14 protein-coding genes are annotated in these 16,640 nt (G+C 59.0%); 4 read left to right on the top strand and 10 right to left on the bottom strand.

The window, feature by feature from the left end; all coding sequences use genetic code 11:
• Positions 1–10: 10 nt before the first annotated feature.
• The 3 genes from AC1Q6X_RS10415 to AC1Q6X_RS10425 form a co-directional block, all read right to left on the bottom strand.
• Complete coding sequence (locus AC1Q6X_RS10415; protein ID WP_230504347.1) at positions 11–739, bottom strand: ABC transporter ATP-binding protein; 729 nt, start codon at positions 737–739, stop codon at positions 11–13.
• Positions 739–1,509 carry an ABC transporter ATP-binding protein gene (locus AC1Q6X_RS10420; RefSeq protein WP_035823437.1) on the bottom strand — a complete coding sequence of 257 codons (771 nt, stop codon included), beginning with the start codon at positions 1,507–1,509 and terminating at the stop codon, positions 739–741. Before AC1Q6X_RS10420 ends, AC1Q6X_RS10415 begins: the two co-directional genes overlap by 1 nt.
• Positions 1,510–1,642: 133 nt before the next feature.
• Complete coding sequence (locus tag AC1Q6X_RS10425) at positions 1,643–3,268, bottom strand: GMC family oxidoreductase (RefSeq protein WP_230504348.1); 1,626 nt, start codon at positions 3,266–3,268, stop codon at positions 1,643–1,645.
• A gap of 1,455 nt (positions 3,269–4,723) precedes the next feature.
• On the opposite strand from AC1Q6X_RS10425, the gene AC1Q6X_RS10430 reads away from it, so the two are divergent.
• Entirely contained in the window at positions 4,724–5,500 is a 777-nt protein-coding gene (locus AC1Q6X_RS10430) for a 5'-methylthioadenosine/adenosylhomocysteine nucleosidase (protein WP_492496786.1), read from the top strand.
• Between the two features lie 76 nt (positions 5,501–5,576).
• Here the strand turns inward: AC1Q6X_RS10430 and putA are convergent, their stop codons facing one another.
• Complete coding sequence (gene putA, locus AC1Q6X_RS10435) at positions 5,577–9,230, bottom strand: trifunctional transcriptional regulator/proline dehydrogenase/L-glutamate gamma-semialdehyde dehydrogenase (protein WP_230504350.1); 3,654 nt, start codon at positions 9,228–9,230, stop codon at positions 5,577–5,579.
• A 207-nt stretch (positions 9,231–9,437) separates the two neighbouring features.
• Between putA and AC1Q6X_RS10440 the strand changes: the two genes are divergently transcribed.
• Together AC1Q6X_RS10440 and AC1Q6X_RS10445 are read left to right on the top strand one after the other, a co-directional pair.
• On the top strand, positions 9,438–9,893 hold the full coding sequence (locus AC1Q6X_RS10440; RefSeq protein ID WP_010393827.1) for an Lrp/AsnC ligand binding domain-containing protein: 456 nt from the start codon (positions 9,438–9,440) through the stop codon (positions 9,891–9,893).
• A gap of 204 nt (positions 9,894–10,097) precedes the next feature.
• Complete coding sequence (locus AC1Q6X_RS10445) at positions 10,098–11,657, top strand: methyl-accepting chemotaxis protein (protein WP_230504353.1); 1,560 nt, start codon at positions 10,098–10,100, stop codon at positions 11,655–11,657.
• 46 nt (positions 11,658–11,703) lie between these two features.
• Here the strand turns inward: AC1Q6X_RS10445 and AC1Q6X_RS10450 are convergent, their stop codons facing one another.
• Positions 11,704–12,684: a LysR family transcriptional regulator gene (locus tag AC1Q6X_RS10450; protein ID WP_034783859.1), complete on the bottom strand. Its 981-nt coding sequence runs from the start codon at positions 12,682–12,684 to the stop codon at positions 11,704–11,706.
• Between the two features lie 206 nt (positions 12,685–12,890).
• On the opposite strand from AC1Q6X_RS10450, the gene AC1Q6X_RS10455 reads away from it, so the two are divergent.
• Complete coding sequence (locus AC1Q6X_RS10455) at positions 12,891–13,196, top strand: hypothetical protein (RefSeq protein WP_070218913.1); 306 nt, start codon at positions 12,891–12,893, stop codon at positions 13,194–13,196.
• A gap of 65 nt (positions 13,197–13,261) precedes the next feature.
• Here AC1Q6X_RS10455 and AC1Q6X_RS10460 read toward each other — a convergent pair whose 3' ends face one another.
• The 5 genes from AC1Q6X_RS10460 to AC1Q6X_RS10480 form a co-directional block, all read right to left on the bottom strand.
• On the bottom strand, positions 13,262–13,858 hold the full coding sequence (locus AC1Q6X_RS10460; protein WP_492496789.1) for a chalcone isomerase family protein: 597 nt from the start codon (positions 13,856–13,858) through the stop codon (positions 13,262–13,264).
• Between the two features lie 108 nt (positions 13,859–13,966).
• Positions 13,967–14,233: a YfhL family 4Fe-4S dicluster ferredoxin gene (locus AC1Q6X_RS10465; protein WP_070218911.1), complete on the bottom strand. Its 267-nt coding sequence runs from the start codon at positions 14,231–14,233 to the stop codon at positions 13,967–13,969.
• Between the two features lie 14 nt (positions 14,234–14,247).
• Positions 14,248–14,745, bottom strand: coding sequence for a pantetheine-phosphate adenylyltransferase (gene coaD / locus AC1Q6X_RS10470; RefSeq protein ID WP_034752633.1), 498 nt, complete (start codon positions 14,743–14,745; stop codon positions 14,248–14,250).
• Positions 14,746–14,857: 112 nt separating this feature from the next.
• The gene (rsmD, locus tag AC1Q6X_RS10475; RefSeq protein ID WP_492496792.1) at positions 14,858–15,517 is read right to left on the bottom strand and encodes a 16S rRNA (guanine(966)-N(2))-methyltransferase RsmD; all 660 of its coding nucleotides are present in this window, start codon (positions 15,515–15,517) and stop codon (positions 14,858–14,860) included.
• Between the two features lie 211 nt (positions 15,518–15,728).
• The gene (locus AC1Q6X_RS10480; protein WP_492496794.1) at positions 15,729–16,634 is read right to left on the bottom strand and encodes a DUF6279 family lipoprotein; all 906 of its coding nucleotides are present in this window, start codon (positions 16,632–16,634) and stop codon (positions 15,729–15,731) included.
• Positions 16,635–16,640 lie beyond the last annotated feature (6 nt).

Here is a 16,640-nt window from a genome sequence, read left to right on the forward strand (position 1 = left end):
TACATGGGCATTACACGCCAAGCAGCTCGGTCAATACCGGCATCTTGGCTTCCAGTTCGGATGCAGCAAAAGTCTCGACGATCTGACCGTGCTCCATCACATAAAACCGGTCCGCCAGCGGCGCGGCAAACCGGAAATTCTGTTCCACCATGACGATGGTGTAGCCCTTTGCCTTCAGGGTGGTAATCATGCGCGCCAGGCCCTGCACGATGACGGGTGCCAGGCCTTCGGAAATTTCATCGAGCAGCAGCAAACGGGCGCCCGTGCGCAGGATGCGCGCCACGGCCAGCATCTGCTGCTCCCCGCCCGACAATCGCGTGCCCTGGCTGTGGCGGCGCTCCTGCAAATTCGGGAACATGGCGTAGATTTCCTCCACCGACATGCCCTTCTCGCCGCTGGCCAGGGTCGGCGGCAGCAGCAGGTTTTCCTCGGTCGACAGCGACGAGAAAATGCCCCGCTCTTCAGGACAGTAACCGATACCCAGGTGGGCGATTTTGTGCGTGGCCAAACCTATCGCTTCGCTGCCATTGACTTTGATGGAGCCCGTGCGTGCGCCCGTCAGCCCCATGATGGCGCGCAAGGTGGTCGTGCGGCCGGCGCCATTGCGGCCCAGCAAAGTCACCACTTCGCCCTGCTCCACTTTCAGATTGACGTCGTGCAGGATGTGCGATTCGCCATACCAGGTGTGCAGTTGCGAAATTTCCAGCGCGGGTGCGCCGCCATTTACTTGTGTCGCCATCAATGCGCCCCTTCCAGTTCGGCGTGGGTGGTACCCATGTAGGCTTCCATCACTTGCGGATTGCGCGACACTTCCGCGTAACTGCCTTCGGCCAGCATGGCGCCGCGCTGCAGGACGGAAATCTTGTCGCAGATGCCAGAGACCACGCTCATATTGTGTTCCACCATCAAAATCGTGCGGCCGGCCGACACCTTTTTGATCAGCTCGGTGACGCGGTGCACGTCTTCGTGGCCCATGCCTTGCGTCGGTTCGTCGAGCAGCATCATTTCCGGCTCCATCGCCAGGGTGGTGGCGATTTCCAGCGCCCGCTTGCGCCCGTAGGGCATGTCGACCGTGATGGTGTCGGCAAACTCCGTCAGGTCGACTTCGGCCAGCAAGGCCATGGCACGGTCGTTGAGCTGGTTCAAGGCGCGTTCGCTTTGCCAGAAATGGAACGAGGTACCGAGCTGGCGCTGCAAGCCGATGCGCACATTCTGCAGCACGGACAGATGGGGGAAGACGGCGGAAATCTGGAAGGAACGGATCACGCCCATGCGCGCGATCTGGGCCGGTTTGGCGGCCGTGATATCTTTCCCATTGAACAGGATCTGTCCGGATGTGGGGACCAGGAATTTGGTGAGCAAGTTGAAACACGTGGTCTTGCCGGCGCCGTTAGGACCGATCAAGGCGTGGATATGGCCCCGCTCTACCTTCAGGTTCACCTCGCTCACAGCGGTGAAACCCTTGAATTCCTTGGTCAAATTTCTTGTTTCCAAGATTACGTTTGACATCGTGTCTCCTAGTTGTACTTTTTGTACTACTTAGTCATTTTTATAATACACAACTTAAATTTAACGCACAATACAGTATAACTACGGGGATTTTTCGCCAGCCCGAATGGCGCAAACTCGCACGCTTGCCGCGCTATTTCCAGGCCGCATGTATCATTTGCGCCGCTTTTTCCGCGATCATCACGGTGGGCGAGTTCGTGTTACCAGAAGTAATGTACGGCATGATCGAGGCATCGACGACACGTAAACCATCTACGCCGATCACGCGCAAGGAGCTGTCGACCACGCTAGAGGCCTCGCTGGCCAGACCCATGCGGCAGGTGCCCACCGGGTGGAAGATGGTCGTGCCGATCTGGCTGGCCGCCTGCGCCAGCTCTTCCTGGCTCTGGAATTGCACGCCCGGCTTGTATTCTTCGGGAGCGAATTTTTTCAGGGCCGGCGCGGCGGCGATGGCCCGCGTCAGGCGCAAGGCGTTGGCCGCCACGGCGCGGTCCTGCTCGGTACTCAGGTAATTGGGCACGATCTTCGGCGCCGCATAACTGTCGGCCGACGCGATGTGCACATGGCCACGCGAAGTCGGGCGCAGATTGCAGACGCTGGCCGTAAACGCGGGAAACGCGTGCAAGGGTTCGCCGAATTTGTCCAAGGACAAGGGTTGCACGTGGTATTGCAGGTTCGGCGTGGCTTGCTGCGGATCGGACTTGGCGAACGCGCCCAGCTGCGATGGCGCCATCGACATGGGTCCGCTCTGAAACAGCGCATATTGCAAGCCGATCTGCATTTTTCCGACGATATTGCTGGCCATCACATTCAAGGTCTTGACGCCCTGCACTTTGTACACCATGCGCAGCTGCAGATGGTCTTGCAAATTGCCGCCCACGCCAGGCGAGTCCAGCACGGGCGTGATGCCGTGTTCGCGCAGCAAGGCGGCCGGGCCGATGCCGGACAGTTGCAGCAATTGGGGCGAACCGATGGCACCCGCCGTCAGCAAGGTTTCCCGTTTGGCCGTCGCCTGCCACTGCGTGCCGCCGCCCGTGAACACGATGCCCGTGCAACGGGGCCCCGACTCCGAAGCTTCAATCAATAGACGTTCCACGTGGCAGCCCGTCATGATGGTCAGGTTCGGGCGGCGCGCGGCCGGTTTCAAGAACGCTTTCGAGGTATTCCAGCGGATGCCGCGGCGCTGATTGACGTCGAAATACGCGCTGCCGCTATTGTCGCCGCCATTGAAATCGCTGGTTTTCGGGATGCCCACCTGCTGCGCCGCGTCGCGGAACGCATTCAAAATATCCCACGACAGGCGCTGTTTTTCCACGCGCCACTCGCCACCGACGCCATGGTTTTCCGAGGCGCCGCCGTAATAATCCTCGCTTTGTTTAAATAGCGGCAAGACCTTGTCCCAGCGCCAGGAGGCGTCGTCCGTCAAGTCGGCCCAGTGATCGTAATCGCCGGCCTGGCCCCGCATGTAGATCATGCCGTTGATGGACGAGCTGCCGCCCAGGACTTTGCCGCGCGGATAGATCAGGCTGCGCCCGCCCAGTCCCGCGTCCGCCTGCGTGGAATACAGCCAGTCCGTGCGGGGATTGCCGATGCAATGCAGATAGCCGACGGGGATGTGAATCCACACGTAATCGTCCTTGCCGCCCGCTTCCACGAGCAAAACGTTGGCATCCTTGTCGCGCGTGAGCCGGTTCGCCAGCACGCAACCTGCCGTGCCGCCGCCCACGATGATGTAGTCGTATTCGCCTGCCGATTCCAATGAAGCTCCTTTCGGTATGCCATCAAGCTGTCGCGCGGCGTGTCTCCCCGCCGCGTCCCTTTACCAGAGTCTGTCTTTCTTCATGCATCCATGGCTGCTGAGCCGTCTTGAGATTACCACCAGTGCCGGGCCAGGGCGACATTAATCGTGGCCAGCGATATGGGCGAGCGTCACGATAAGCTCAAAAACAAGGCCGCCAAGCTGTGGATAACCGTATGGATATCCACAGGTACGATATGTGAGTAAACGAAAATTTTTTTGGACGCTTTTTTTTATCCCAAAACCATCCCCGGCAGATACAACCCTTACTCAGCGTTTATCCGTACGCCAAGCGATTGTTTACAAGGATAAATCAGGACTTATCCACAGAAGATGTCGCCGTTAACTACTATTACTATTCTTGTATACGATCTTGTTAAGGTAAACCCGACAACGCGCGCTTTGTCTGCCCTTTCCTTCGGGAAGATTCACAAACCTGTCTTCAAAAAAAAACGGCGAGCTGCTTTGACTGACAAAAAAAAATCGCGCCAACAACTGAGCGACGAAAACCGGCACGGCCGGCATCACGCGCACTGCACTGCCAAACCGTTTTGCAAAATGGAAACGTCAACCGTCCTGGCCAGGTATTCGGCCAAGAGACGGTGCGATGTCGAAAAGAGGGGGTATTTGAGACGATTGTGGATAAGTCACTTGATATCCACAGGATGACTTGTGAGTAAACACGAACTTTTGCGCAGGTCCGCATTTTATACAATTTTGCTCCTCGCGGGATACAGCGATTATGCACGCTTTATTTTGCGCGTAAACGGTTGATCCTGTTGAAAAAAAGTGACTTATCCACAGAAAAAAACGCGTTTACTATTACTACTATTTTTATATATAGCTCTATTGTAAAACGACAAAAAAAAGCGGAAGTCCGGGGATATTTCCAAAAAGCATGCAAAAACCGTCAAAAAAAAAGCCAACGGCAACAGTGCTACCCACTGCCAAACCGTCTTCCAGGAAGTACCTGGATGCCGATGTTCGTGAAAGAAGCGCGTTCATGATCGCTCAGCTTCGATTGCCAGACAGGAGTCAGTACACACAAATCCCGTCAAACATGTCACTGCAGCAAGAAAAAACGCGATTTTTGCTTGCCGGTGTGGATAAGTGCCTGCATATCCACAGGATGAGATGTGGGAAAAGTCGATCTTTGTCCACAAACCAATTTTTATCCCAAACAAGTCCTCGCTGGATACAATGCTTGTGCGCCTACTTTTTTGTGCGCTAAGTCGATGATTTTTCGATGGTATACCGACTTATCCACAAAAAAATGGCCGTTTACTATCACTACTATTTTTATGTATACATCTTTATTTAAAACACAGAGACAAACGCGCACGGTGGAAAAGTCACCGAAACGGCTGTTTTCACCCTGTAAACCGTTTTGCAATCTCAAAAACCTGTAAAAACAGCATGAATTCACACAAAAAAATGCGTTTAGGCATCATCAGTGCCTTGCACGAAGAACAGCAGGGGCTGGTAGAAGTCATGCAAGGCCCCCAGAGGCGTTCGCACGGCATGCGTGACTACACCCTGGGGAACCTGTGGAATATCGACGCTGTGTGCGTCCTGTCGCGTCTGGGCAAGGTTGCCGCTGCCATGACAGCTTCTATCCTTGTGGAAAAGTACGGAGTTACCCACATCGTCTTCACCGGCGTGGCCGGCAGTGGGGATAAACACGTGAAAGTGGGCGACATCGTCGTGGCCGAATCGCTGCTGCAGCATGATATGGATGCCCGACCTTTATTTCCCCGCTTCGAAGTGCCGCTGACGGGCTTGCGGCGCTTCGCCACGGACCTGGAACTGAGCACGCAACTGGCCGCCGCCGCGGAAGATTTCCTGCGTGACGATGTTTCCAGCGTGCTCAAGGCGGCCGATATCGCGGCATTTGGCTTGCAGCACGCCAAAGTACACCGCGGCCTGATCGCCAGCGGCGACCAGTTCATCAGCAGCGCCGCGCATATCAACCAGCTGAAAGCGGATATCCCCGACTTGCTGGCCGTCGAAATGGAAGGCGCCGCCGTGGCGCAAGTGTGTTTTGAACTCGGTGTGCCGTTTACGGTCATGCGCACCATTTCCGACAACGCCAATGAAGACGCTGCCGTCGACTTCATGCGTTTCGTGCAATCCGTCGCCTCGCCGTATGCGTTTGCGGTGATTCAGCAGCTATGCCAGCGCCTGGCTGGCTGATGTTTCAGCTAGCGTGCATAAAAAAAGGGCAGAACCACTGGTTCTGCCCTTTTTGCGTTGATGACCTGCTTAAATATTAGACGCTGAGCATCATCAAACTCGCGTTACCACCGGCCGCCGTCGTATTCACGCACAGCGCCCGCTCAGCGACCAGGCGCCACAGGGGGATGGCACCGTCTTGCGTGGTGGCGATGGTGGCCACCAGGGCCCCTTCCCGTGCCGCCAGCAGCGGTTTGAGCTGGCCATCGAGGCTAGGCTCGATCATGGCGATCTGGAAATCCTGCTTGACCGACTCGAGGCTGCTGACGATCTGGATGCGGTCCTTCAGCGCGGCCGGCAAGTCGCCCGGGATCAGGTCCGGCGCTTGCGCCAGCACCAGGGCCTGATTGCCGGTGGCCAGGACGGCCGCCAGCTGGTTCATCAAGGTGCCGGACGTGGCCGCCGCGCACAGAATAGTGCCCCGTGCGGCAAAACTCAGGGTATTGCGCTCGCCTGTCGGGCCTGGCAAGACGGTGGTGCTGCCCAGCAAGGTGGTGCGCGCATAGTCCTGCGCCAGCTGCTGTACCTTGTCGTGGCCATGCATCTTCGCCCACACGGTCAGCGCGTCGAGCGCGGGCGGCGCTTGGCGCTGGTGCTGCGCGTCGGCCGGCGCATTGCGCTGCAGGCGTTTCAGATACAGGGGGCCACCGGCTTTCGGTCCCGTGCCCGATTTGCCTTCGCCGCCGAACGGCTGCACGCCGACGACGGCGCCGACGATGTTGCGGTTGACATAAATATTGCCCACGTGCGCGCGCTGGGTGATGAAATCGATGGTTTCATCGATGCGCGTATGGATGCCCAGGGTCAAGCCATAACCGCTGTCGTTGATCGATTGCACCAGTTGCGGCAGTTCGGCCCGCTTGTAGCGGATCACGTGCAGCACGGGGCCGAAGACTTCCTGCGTCAATTGCGCCAGCGACTTGATTTCCAGCACGGTCGGGGCAACGAACGTGCCTTTGACGGTCGGCAAATCGAGCGAATAATGGTCGATGGCCATGGTTTTCATCTTGTTGATGTGCGCCAGCAAGTTACCTTGCGCTTCCGCATCGATGACGGGACCGATATCGGTCGCCAGGCGGTCAGGATTGCCAACGCGCAATTCCTGCATGGCACCTTTCAGCATATGGATGGTCTTGTCGGCGATTTCCGTTTGCAGGAACAGCACGCGCAAGGCCGAGCAGCGCTGGCCGGCGCTGTCGAAAGCGGACGACATCACGTCCTGCACCACCTGTTCCGGCAAGGCCGACGAATCGACGATCAGCGCGTTCTGGCCGCCCGTTTCGGCGATCAGGGGAATGTCGATGCCTTCGGCCACGGCGCGCGCGGCCAAGTTGCGGTTGATCAATTGCGCCACTTCCGTCGAGCCCGTGAAAATCACGCCTTTCACGCGCGCGTCGTTGCACAGGCCGGCGCCAACCACTTCTCCGCTGCCGGGCAAGAATTGCAGTGCGCCGCGCGGCACGCCCGCCGCATGCAGCAATTGCACGGCGCGGTGGGCGATCAGCGGCGTTTGCTCGGCCGGCTTGGCCAGCACCACGTTGCCGGCGGCAAGCGCGGCCGCCAGCTGGCCCGTAAAGATGGCCAGCGGGAAGTTCCACGGGCTGATGCAGGTGACGGGACCGAGCGCCAGGGTGTTTGGCGCATGTTCCACCTGCGCCGCGTAATAGCGCAGGAAGTCGACGGCTTCGCGGATTTCCGCGATCGCGTTCGGCAGCGACTTGCCCGCTTCGCGCACGGCCAGGGCCATCAGCTCGATATGGTGTTCCTCGAACAGGTCGGCGGCGCGCAGCAACGCTTGCGCGCGGACCGACGGTTCCGTCGTTTGCCAATCCATGGCATACGCGCTGGCGCTGGCCAGGGCCGTTTCCACGTCCGCCGGACCGGCTTCCATGACCTTGCCCACGACATCGTCGTGCTGGGCCGGATTGTGGATGACTTGCATCGGCGTATTCAGGCTGACGGCGCCATCGATCAGCGGCGCCGCCTGCCATGTCTGCTGCTGCGCCAGGCCGGTGGCCAGGGTGCGCAAGGTGTCTTCATTCGACAGGTCCAGGCCGGCCGAGTTCCTGCGCTCGCTGCCAAACATGTCCAGCGGCAGCGGAATCGACGGGTGCGGCAAGCCGCCCTGCAGGCGTGCCTGTTCCAGCGGATCGCGGATCAGACTATCGATGGCCACGCTTTCGTCGACGATCTGGTTGACGAACGACGAGTTGGCGCCGTTTTCCAGCAGGCGGCGCACCAGATAGGCCAGCAGGGTTTCATGCGAGCCGACGGGCGCGTAGATGCGGCACGGCTTGTCGAGATTGTCGGGGCCGACGACCTGGTCGTACAGGGTTTCGCCCATGCCGTGCAGGCACTGGAATTCATAATCGGTGATGCCGTCGCGTTTTGCCCAGGTATAGATGGTCGACAGGGTTTGCGCGTTGTGCGTGGCAAATTGCGGGTAGATCAGGCTGCTGGCAGCCAGCAGTTTTTGCGCACACACGAGGTAAGAGACGTCCGTGTAGACCTTGCGCGTGTAGACGGGATAGCCCTCCTGGCCATCGACTTGCGCGCGCTTGACTTCCGCATCCCAGTACGCGCCCTTGACCAGGCGCACCATGAACTTGCGGCCGCTGCGGCGCGCCAGGTCGATCAGGAAATCGATGGCGAACGGGCAGCGCTTTTGATACGCCTGCACCACGTAGCCGATGCCGTCGAAGCCGGCCAGGTCCGCATCGAACGCCAGTGCTTCCATCAGGTCCAGCGACAGTTCCAGGCGGTCCGTTTCTTCCGCATCGATATTGAAGCCGATGTTGTACTGTTTGGCCAGCAACAGCAACGCTTTGACCTTCGGCAACAATTCTTCCATGACGCGGGCGCGCTGGGCGCGGCTGTAGCGCGCGTGCAGGGCCGACAGTTTCACGGAAATGCCGGGGCCGTTGCGGATGCCGCGCCCGTTCGATGCCTTGCCGATCGCGTGGATCGCCGTTTCGTACGAGGCGTAATAGTTGGCCGCGTCGGCTTGCGTCAGGGCCGCCTCGCCCAGCATGTCGTACGAGTAACGGTAGCCGCGCGTTTCATTCTCGCGGCTGTTCTTCAACGCTTCCTCGATGGTCTGGCCCGTCACGAACTGGTTGCCCAGCATGCGCATGGCCAGGTCGACGCCCTTGCGGATCAGCGGTTCGCCGCCTTTGGCGATGAGCTTGGTCATGGCCGAACCGAGGCCCGATTCGCTGCTGGTACTGACCAGTTTGCCCGTAATCAGCAAGCCCCAGGTGGCGGCATTGACGAACAGCGACGGCGATTCGCCCAGGTGCTTCTTCCAGTCGCCCTTGCTGATTTTGTCGGCGATCAAACGGTCGGCCGTTTGACTGTCGGGTATACGCAACAGCGCTTCAGCCAGACACATCAATGCAACACCCTCTTCCGACGACAGCGAGAACTCGTGCATCAGTGCATCGACACCGGACGCGCGTGTGCGTTTTTGGCGCACGTTCGAGACCAGGCGATGCGCCAGCGCTTGTCCTTCGGTGATCGTTTCGGTACTGCTGGGGCGCACTTGTTGCAACAGCCACTGCACGGCGGAAACCTCATCGCGCCTATAGGCGGCAGTGATGGCGGCGCGTTGTGGTGTCGCTTCGGGCAGGATTTCTGCCTGGAACGCAGCAAAAGGAATCGGGGTAAAAGCCGAGGGGCCTGCAGGGTGCATAAGTGCTCTTTACAAGGAAAAAGGGGACGAAAACTGACGTAATTCTTGCTCTTTTTTGGTGCAAAAAAATACAGAAAGTCGGACGTTAAGATGATTCGATTGTAAAGGGGATTCTTATGGATTAATTCTGGTAATACAGGGGACTAGCAATAGATAGTTTTTGATGCGACAATTTAACCAAATAATATTAATTTGGGGGTGATAGGAATGCTGGACAAGATCAGTAAGAAAATCTTGATGGAATTGCAGAGCGATGGACGCATCAGCAATGTGGAGCTGGCCGCGCGCGTGAACCTGTCGCCGGCCGCGTGCCTGGAGCGCGTGCGCAAGTTGCACGAATCCGGTTACATCATGGGCTATACGGCCCAGTTGAACCCGCAGTTGCTCGACGTGTCGTTGCTGGTGTTCATCGAAGTGGTGCTCGATCGCACGACACCGGAAGTGTTCGACGCCTTCAAGCATAGCGTACAAATCATTCCAGAGGTACTGGAATGTCATATGGTGGCCGGCGGCTTCGATTACCTGGTCAAGGCGCGCGTCAAGGACATGGCCGCCTACCGCGAATTCCTGGGCAAGACGCTGTTGCAGAAAGGTGTGCGGGAAACCCACACTTATGCCGTCATGGAAGAGGTCAAAAACACCACCAAATTGCCAATTAAGTGACCTTGGTGTAGCCGCCCCACTTTTCTGATTGAGCTATCGGAACAAATGTTGTAGGGTAGAACCACAATTCTGCTATCCGGTAGCCGCCTGAAACGCCGCATAGACGTGACGTTCAGGGTGCAAGGCGGGCAATCGTGCCCACCCGCATACGGTTACAGCACGTCCCTTCAACGGGACGTGACGGGTTCGCGCAGCGGGGGACAAATGAAGCAGTTGCAGCATCAGCTGGTGCGTTTCTTTGTATTCACGATCCTGGCCATGGCCATCGCCTGTTGCCTGGCCTATCTGCTGCTGCTCTCGGGCGGCGACCATCCGTATCTGATCGCTTGCGTGGCCGCCGCCATCGGCGCCGCGCTGCTGGCGTTCGCCAGCCGTGCGCGCGGCGAGCCGGGCTTGCACGAGTTCGCCGGCACCGTGGGCAACGCCATCGACGCCATCATGATCGGCGCAGCGGAAACTTCGTATTTTGTCGATTCCGTCAAACAGAAGGTGGAACTCGACGTGCGCACGGCCAGCGACATTGCCGACAGCTCCGTGCAAAATGCCGCGATGACGGAAAAGATCGCCGCCAATGCGGAACGGGCCGCCAAAGTGGCCGCCGGCGTGCGCGTGGAAAGCGTGGCGGCGCGCGCCGAAGTGGACCAGGGCTTGCGCCGCATCAATCATGCACGCGAGGAAGCGCAAGGCGCCTCCAGCAACATGCTGAGCTTGCAGGAAAAATCCAAACGCATCACCGGCTTTACGGAAGCCATTTCCGATATTTCCGCGCGCACCAACTTGCTGGCGCTGAATGCCGCCATCGAAGCGGCGCGCGCCGGCGAACACGGGCGCGGTTTTGCCGTGGTGGCCGGCGAAGTGCGGCAATTGGCGCAGCGCACCAAGGAAGCCTCCGATGAAATCAGCGTGATGGTGCGCGAAATCAATGAACAGGCGGAAAAAGCCGCACGTGGCATGAGTTCGCTGGCGACCGGTGTCACGGAAGCGGCGCGCAATGTGGAAAGCGTGCATGCCTCGCTCAGCCATATCGAGGAATCGTCGGGCGAGTCCGAGGACGAGATCGGGCAAATCGCCCGCGCCTCGCGCGAGCACGTCGACACGACGCAGCTGATCGCCGACGCCATCCTGCAAATCCGCGACAGCATGTTGTCGACGAATGCCGAATTGCCGCGCGCCACGCAGTCGGCCATGGCCCTGGCCGAGCGGGCCGAAGTGATCGCCGGCGCGCTGGGCGAATCGAGCGTGGCCACACCGCACGACGAGATCCGCGAGGCGGCCCAGCGCGCCGCGCGCGAAGTGGGCAAACTGTTCGAGCAGGCGATCGCCTCGGGGCGCATCACGCGCGAAGCCCTGTTCGACCGCCACTACCGCCCCATCCCGAACACCAATCCGCCCAAGCACAACACCAAGTTCGACGCGTTTACGGACAAGGTGCTGCCCGACCTGCAGGAAGGCGTGCTGGCCGCGTTACCCCATCTGGCCTATGCGGGCGCCGTCGACAACAATGGATATTTTCCAACGCATAACAAGAAGTTTTCCCAGCCGCTGACGGGCGACTACGCGACCGATATCGTGAATAACCGCACCAAGCGCATCTTCAGCGACCGCACGGGCAAGCGCTGCGGCAGCAACACCAAGCCCTTCCTGTTGCAGACCTATAAACGCGACACGGGCGAAGTCATGCACGATTTATCCGTGCCGATTCACGTCGAGGGCAAGCACTGGGGCGGTTTCAGAATCGGTTATCGGTCCAGCAATCACGCATAAAAAAAACGCCTGAGACATCAGGCGTTTTTTTTGTTACGTACAGGTGTTATTCGACGTGCGGCTTCGGCGCCACGCCGCCGCCGGCCGCCGTGGCCGTCCGTAACGTGGGCGTGTTCATGCTTTCCAGGTGGTTGCGCAGCCATTTGTGGGCGGGGCTGCGGGCGTCGCGTTCGTGCCACAGCATGTCCAGGTGGACGGCCGGCAAGGTCAACGGCAAATCCTTGTACAGCAGAGACTCCGTCATGCCCGTCGAGGCGATCAGATGGCGCGGCAAGACCGTGATCAGGTCGGAATTGGCGACGACGCGCCCGGCCGTGAAGAACTGGTTGACCGTCAACAAAATGCGCCGTTCGCGGTGGATCTGCGACAGCGCTTCGTCGATCAAGCCATGCGCGCGGCCGGAAAAGCTCACCAGTAAATGGTTGGCCGCGCAATAGTTATCCAGGGTCAATTCCTTGTCGGCCAGCGGATGGCCGCGCCGCATCACGCATACATATTTGCCGGAATACAGGCGCTCGTGGCGGATGGGCGAACCCGTTTCGCTCGACAATTGCGCCGCCACGCCGGGAAAGAAGCCCACGGCCAGGTCGATATCGCCGCGCAGCAGCATCGGGCGCGGTTCGCGCGTCGTCAGCGGCATCATGCGCACGTTGACACCGGGCGCTTCCCGTTCGATCGAACGCATCAATGAAGGCAGCCAGAACGCGGCCGTCGCGTCGGCCATGGCCATGCGGAAGGTGGCGTGGGTCTTCGACACGTCGAAAGTTTCCGGCGTGACAGCCGCTTCCAGGCTGGCCAGGGCCGAGCGTACGGACGGCCACAGCGCTTCGGCGCGGGGCGTGGGTTTCACGCCATACGCCGTGCGGATCAGCAATTCGTCACCGAGGCTCTCGCGCAGGCGTTTGATGGCGTTCGATACCGCCGGCTGCGTCATCGCCAGGTGGCCCGCTGCGCGCGTCAGGTTTTGTTCCGTCATGACGGCGTCGAAAACACGCAGCAAGTTCAGATCCAGCGTCAGAAAACTCATGGAAAGCCCAAGATAAAAGTTGAATTGATTACTTAAAATTGATTACTTAGGAGTGTAAACCGCGCCGGGCACGAATATTTTCACTCGTTAAAAAATATTACAGTTTTCCATTCACGATTCATATAATTGGTATCAAGAAATGGAATTAGATTTATATGTTGCACTGCACTATAGTACTGGCAAATTCTATAATGCACTGGAACAGTATGTCTACCTTCGCCTCCGCCCTGTACGCAGTATCCGCACCCGTGCTGGAGATTTCCCTGCTGAACGCCCTGCAACTCGTGCTGGTGATCGTTGCCGTGGGCGCCTTCGCCCTGCTGTTCAAGCCATTGCTGGTGGGCATTGCCCGCGCCATGGTGCTGGTGGTGCGTCCCAAGCTGAGCCGTGAAGAGCGCCTGGCGCGCCAGCAGATGCGCGAAGCGCAAGCCTTGCAACGTACCTTGGGCAAGATGGATGGCGTGTCGCCAAGCAACGCCGCCGAATTGCGCGCCCTGTCGACGCGCGCCTGAGCGGTCAACTGTTGTAAATGATAAGCCGGCCTGCGCCGGCTTTTTTTACGCCCGCCGCCATCCGATCACGCCACGTCGCCCAGCAAATGCGCGCGTAACACCGTGTCGGCCGGATGAGCGCCGATCCAGATTTTCAGCAGCGCATTGTAAAAAGCCAGGTCCGGCACCATGTCGCCCACCTGTTTGCCGTTCAGCTTGCACAAGGTCCCCTCTTCCGGCAGCCAGTCCACGGTGAGAATATCGCCCTTTTTCAGGCCGGGCACCATTTCGAACATGGCGCCGAACTGCATCGTCTGGCTCAGCAGGCGCGTGCGGTCGGCCTGGTCGGAACTGCGCTTCAAGCCCTGCATGAACGCTTGTCCCAGCTCGTCGGACGTGATGTCGCGCAGCATGACGATTTCCAGGCGGCGCGGCCCGGGCAGTTCCAGGATGTCGGCCAGCTGGGTTTTCTTTTCCGGCAGGTACAGCGCAATCGTGTAGACCTTGAAGATGACCTTGTAGCGCACGCCGGCGCCGTTGAGTTTCAACTCGCGGCTGGCCAGCTGCACCGTGTCGTCCAGCTTGACGCCGCCCACTTCGACGGCCAGCGCAGGTTGCGCCAGGGCGGCGCACAGGCAGGCGGCGGCCAGGGAGCGGCCCCAACGGGATGTGCGTATTTGCATCTTCTGCCTCCGTAGAGAAACATGTGCTGTGGATAAGTCCGCACAAGCACACAGTGTAGAACAGTTGGCAGAAGCTGGCGCCACGCAGAAGTGGCGAGGAAGAAATGCTTAGGGTTTGGCGGCAGGCAGTTCCGCCTGCAGGCGTTCGTACTTGGCCATCAATTGCTCCGGGCTTTCGCGCCAGGCGGGATTGAAGGGGATGCAGCTGACAGGGCACACTTGCTGGCATTGCGGCTCGTCAAAGTGGCCCACGCATTCGGTGCACTTGTTGGGATCGATTTCGTAGATTTCCGCGCCCATGTAGATCGCGTCATTCGGGCACTCGGGCTCGCAAATGTCGCAATTGATGCATTCGTCGGTGATCAGTAATGCCATGATTTCACTCTTACTTATTGCGATGAGGCAGCGTTGGCGGCAATCTTGTTTTGCAGCCAGCGGTTCACCGAGGGGAAGACAAACTTGGAGACGTCGCCGCCCAGCGCCGCGATTTCGCGCACGATGGTGCCCGAAATGAACTGGTACTGGTCGGATGGCGTCAGGAACATGGTTTCGACATCGGGCAGCAGGTAGCGGTTCATGCCCGCCATCTGGAATTCGTATTCGAAGTCGGAGACGGCGCGCAAGCCGCGCACGATGACCCGCGCTTCATGCTTGCGCACGAAATCCTTGAGCAGGCCGGAAAAGCTTTCCACTTGCACATTCGGATAGTGACCGAGCACTTCGTTGGCGATTTCCAGGCGTTCGTCGAGCGAGAAAAACGGCTGCTTGTTCTTGCTGTCGGCCACACCGACGATCAGCTTGTCAAACAGACCCGATGCGCGGCGCACCAAATCTTCATGACCGCGCGTGAGCGGATCGAATGTTCCTGGATAAACGGCTACAACCATTGCGGCTCCCTGATGATGCACCAATATAGACGCGCATTATGCCTGAAATTGGTGACCACCTTGGTGCTGCGCCTCGGGCCAGGGAGCCTTTTTGCCTCATTTATAGGCAGATTCAGGCAGTTGCCGGCACTTTGTTGTAAGTTAGCAAATGATAATAAACGGTGCCCGCCTTGTCGGCGCGGATGACTTCCCACGGCGCCATCCACTCGGGCTTTTCCAGTGCGCTGGCTTCATCGAAGACCAGCGGCAAGCCCGATTCCGCGTACACGATGCCGCCTTCCTTGAGCAGGTTGGCGCACAGCGGCAACACTTTCGCCAGGAAATCCTGCTGGTAAGGCGGATCGAGGAAGATCAGGTCGTAACGCTGGCCGCGCGCTGCCAGGCCTTGCGCCGTCAGCAGGGCGTCGCCGCGCAGCAGCTGGACATTGTCGGCGCGCAATTTCGTCTTGTTTTCTTCCAGCTGGCGGATCACGGGCGTATGCGTATCGACCATGGTGACGGATGCGGCGCCGCGGCTGGCCGCTTCAAAACCCAGTGCGCCGCTGCCGGCGAACAGGTCCAGCACCTGAGCGTTGGCCCAGTCGCCGTCGCGCAAGTGGTTGATCCAGTTGAACACGGTTTCGCGCACGCGGTCCGGCGTCGGGCGCAAGCCCAGTGCCTGCAAAACAGGTAGCACGGAGCGCTTCCACTGGCCGCCGATGATGCGCACCTGGTTCGGTGGCGGCGCGTGGTGGACGGGGACTTTGGCGGGTTTCTTAATTTTTTTTTGCATGGGCATTTAAAACACCTAACAAAACCTACTGCGCGTCGCGATTTGCGGCCTGCGATGCTCACTGCCTCGGCGGCCCCGTGCATTCGCACAGCTGCGCTTCTTAGCCACAACTCACTGCCGCTCGCTACGGTTTGTTAGGCGTTCCATTTCTTCAATTCGATGGCGGCCACTATAGCATATGGCCCCATCCCCCCCTGCTGGCGCTGGCTGCCTATTTGGCTTGCGTGGCCAGGGAATTGAAATCGTCGATCCAGCCCTGCATGCGCTTGACGGCATGGGCTTTTTGCGCCGGTGTGGCGATCTTGATCACCGTCAAGATCATCTGTGCCGTGCTGCTTTCGTAGGCGTCAAAAAAGGCCTTGCGCTCCGAGTGTTCCAGGCGCTCGAAACTGTCCTTGATCAGGGTCGTGATCAAGGCTGCGGCCGCTTCCTTGCCGAGTTTTTCTTGGTGGACTTTCTTGACCAGGGTCAACACATTCTGCTGGCGCCGCATGCGTTCGTCGAGCCAGATCTCATTGTTCAGCGGACGCGCGTCGGACGCCTTGCGGATGATGGCTTCCTGCTCGCTGCTGAAGCTGCCGAACCACAGTTCGAATTGCTCCATGGCTTTCTTGTAACGCAGTTTTTGGCGCTTGTCCTGGTCGCCGCTCAGGTATTTCTTGCGGTAATCGTCATTGTTCGACTTGAACTTCTTTTCCATCTGCGCGATCTGCTCGGGCTTGAGCGAGCGCGCCAGGTCGGCCAGGTCGGGCGCCGCCTTCAGCAGCAGCGCCTGGGTGCGCTGCTTGATCTCGCCGTAGTCGGCCATCAGGTCTGCCTGCGTGATATTGCCTTGCAGCTGTTTCTGGCCCGTGCGCAAGATTTCCACGTAATCCTTCAATTGCGTATTGCGGTGCCAGTCGAACAGCTTGTCGATGTCTTCGCGCACCCAGCCCTTTTGGTCGCGGTCGAGGTCGACATATGCATTCAGCCACCAGTACAGCACGGTATCGCCGTTGTTGTAGGCCAGGCGCAAGCCGCTGCAGCCGGCCATGACGACGAGCATGATGGCCAGCACGGCATAAGTAAACCGCTGGAAGGACGTGGAAGACGGGGCCTGCGTGTTAAACTTTTTCATATTCTT

The organism is Janthinobacterium sp. GW823-FHT06H09 (genome assembly GCF_058794735.1).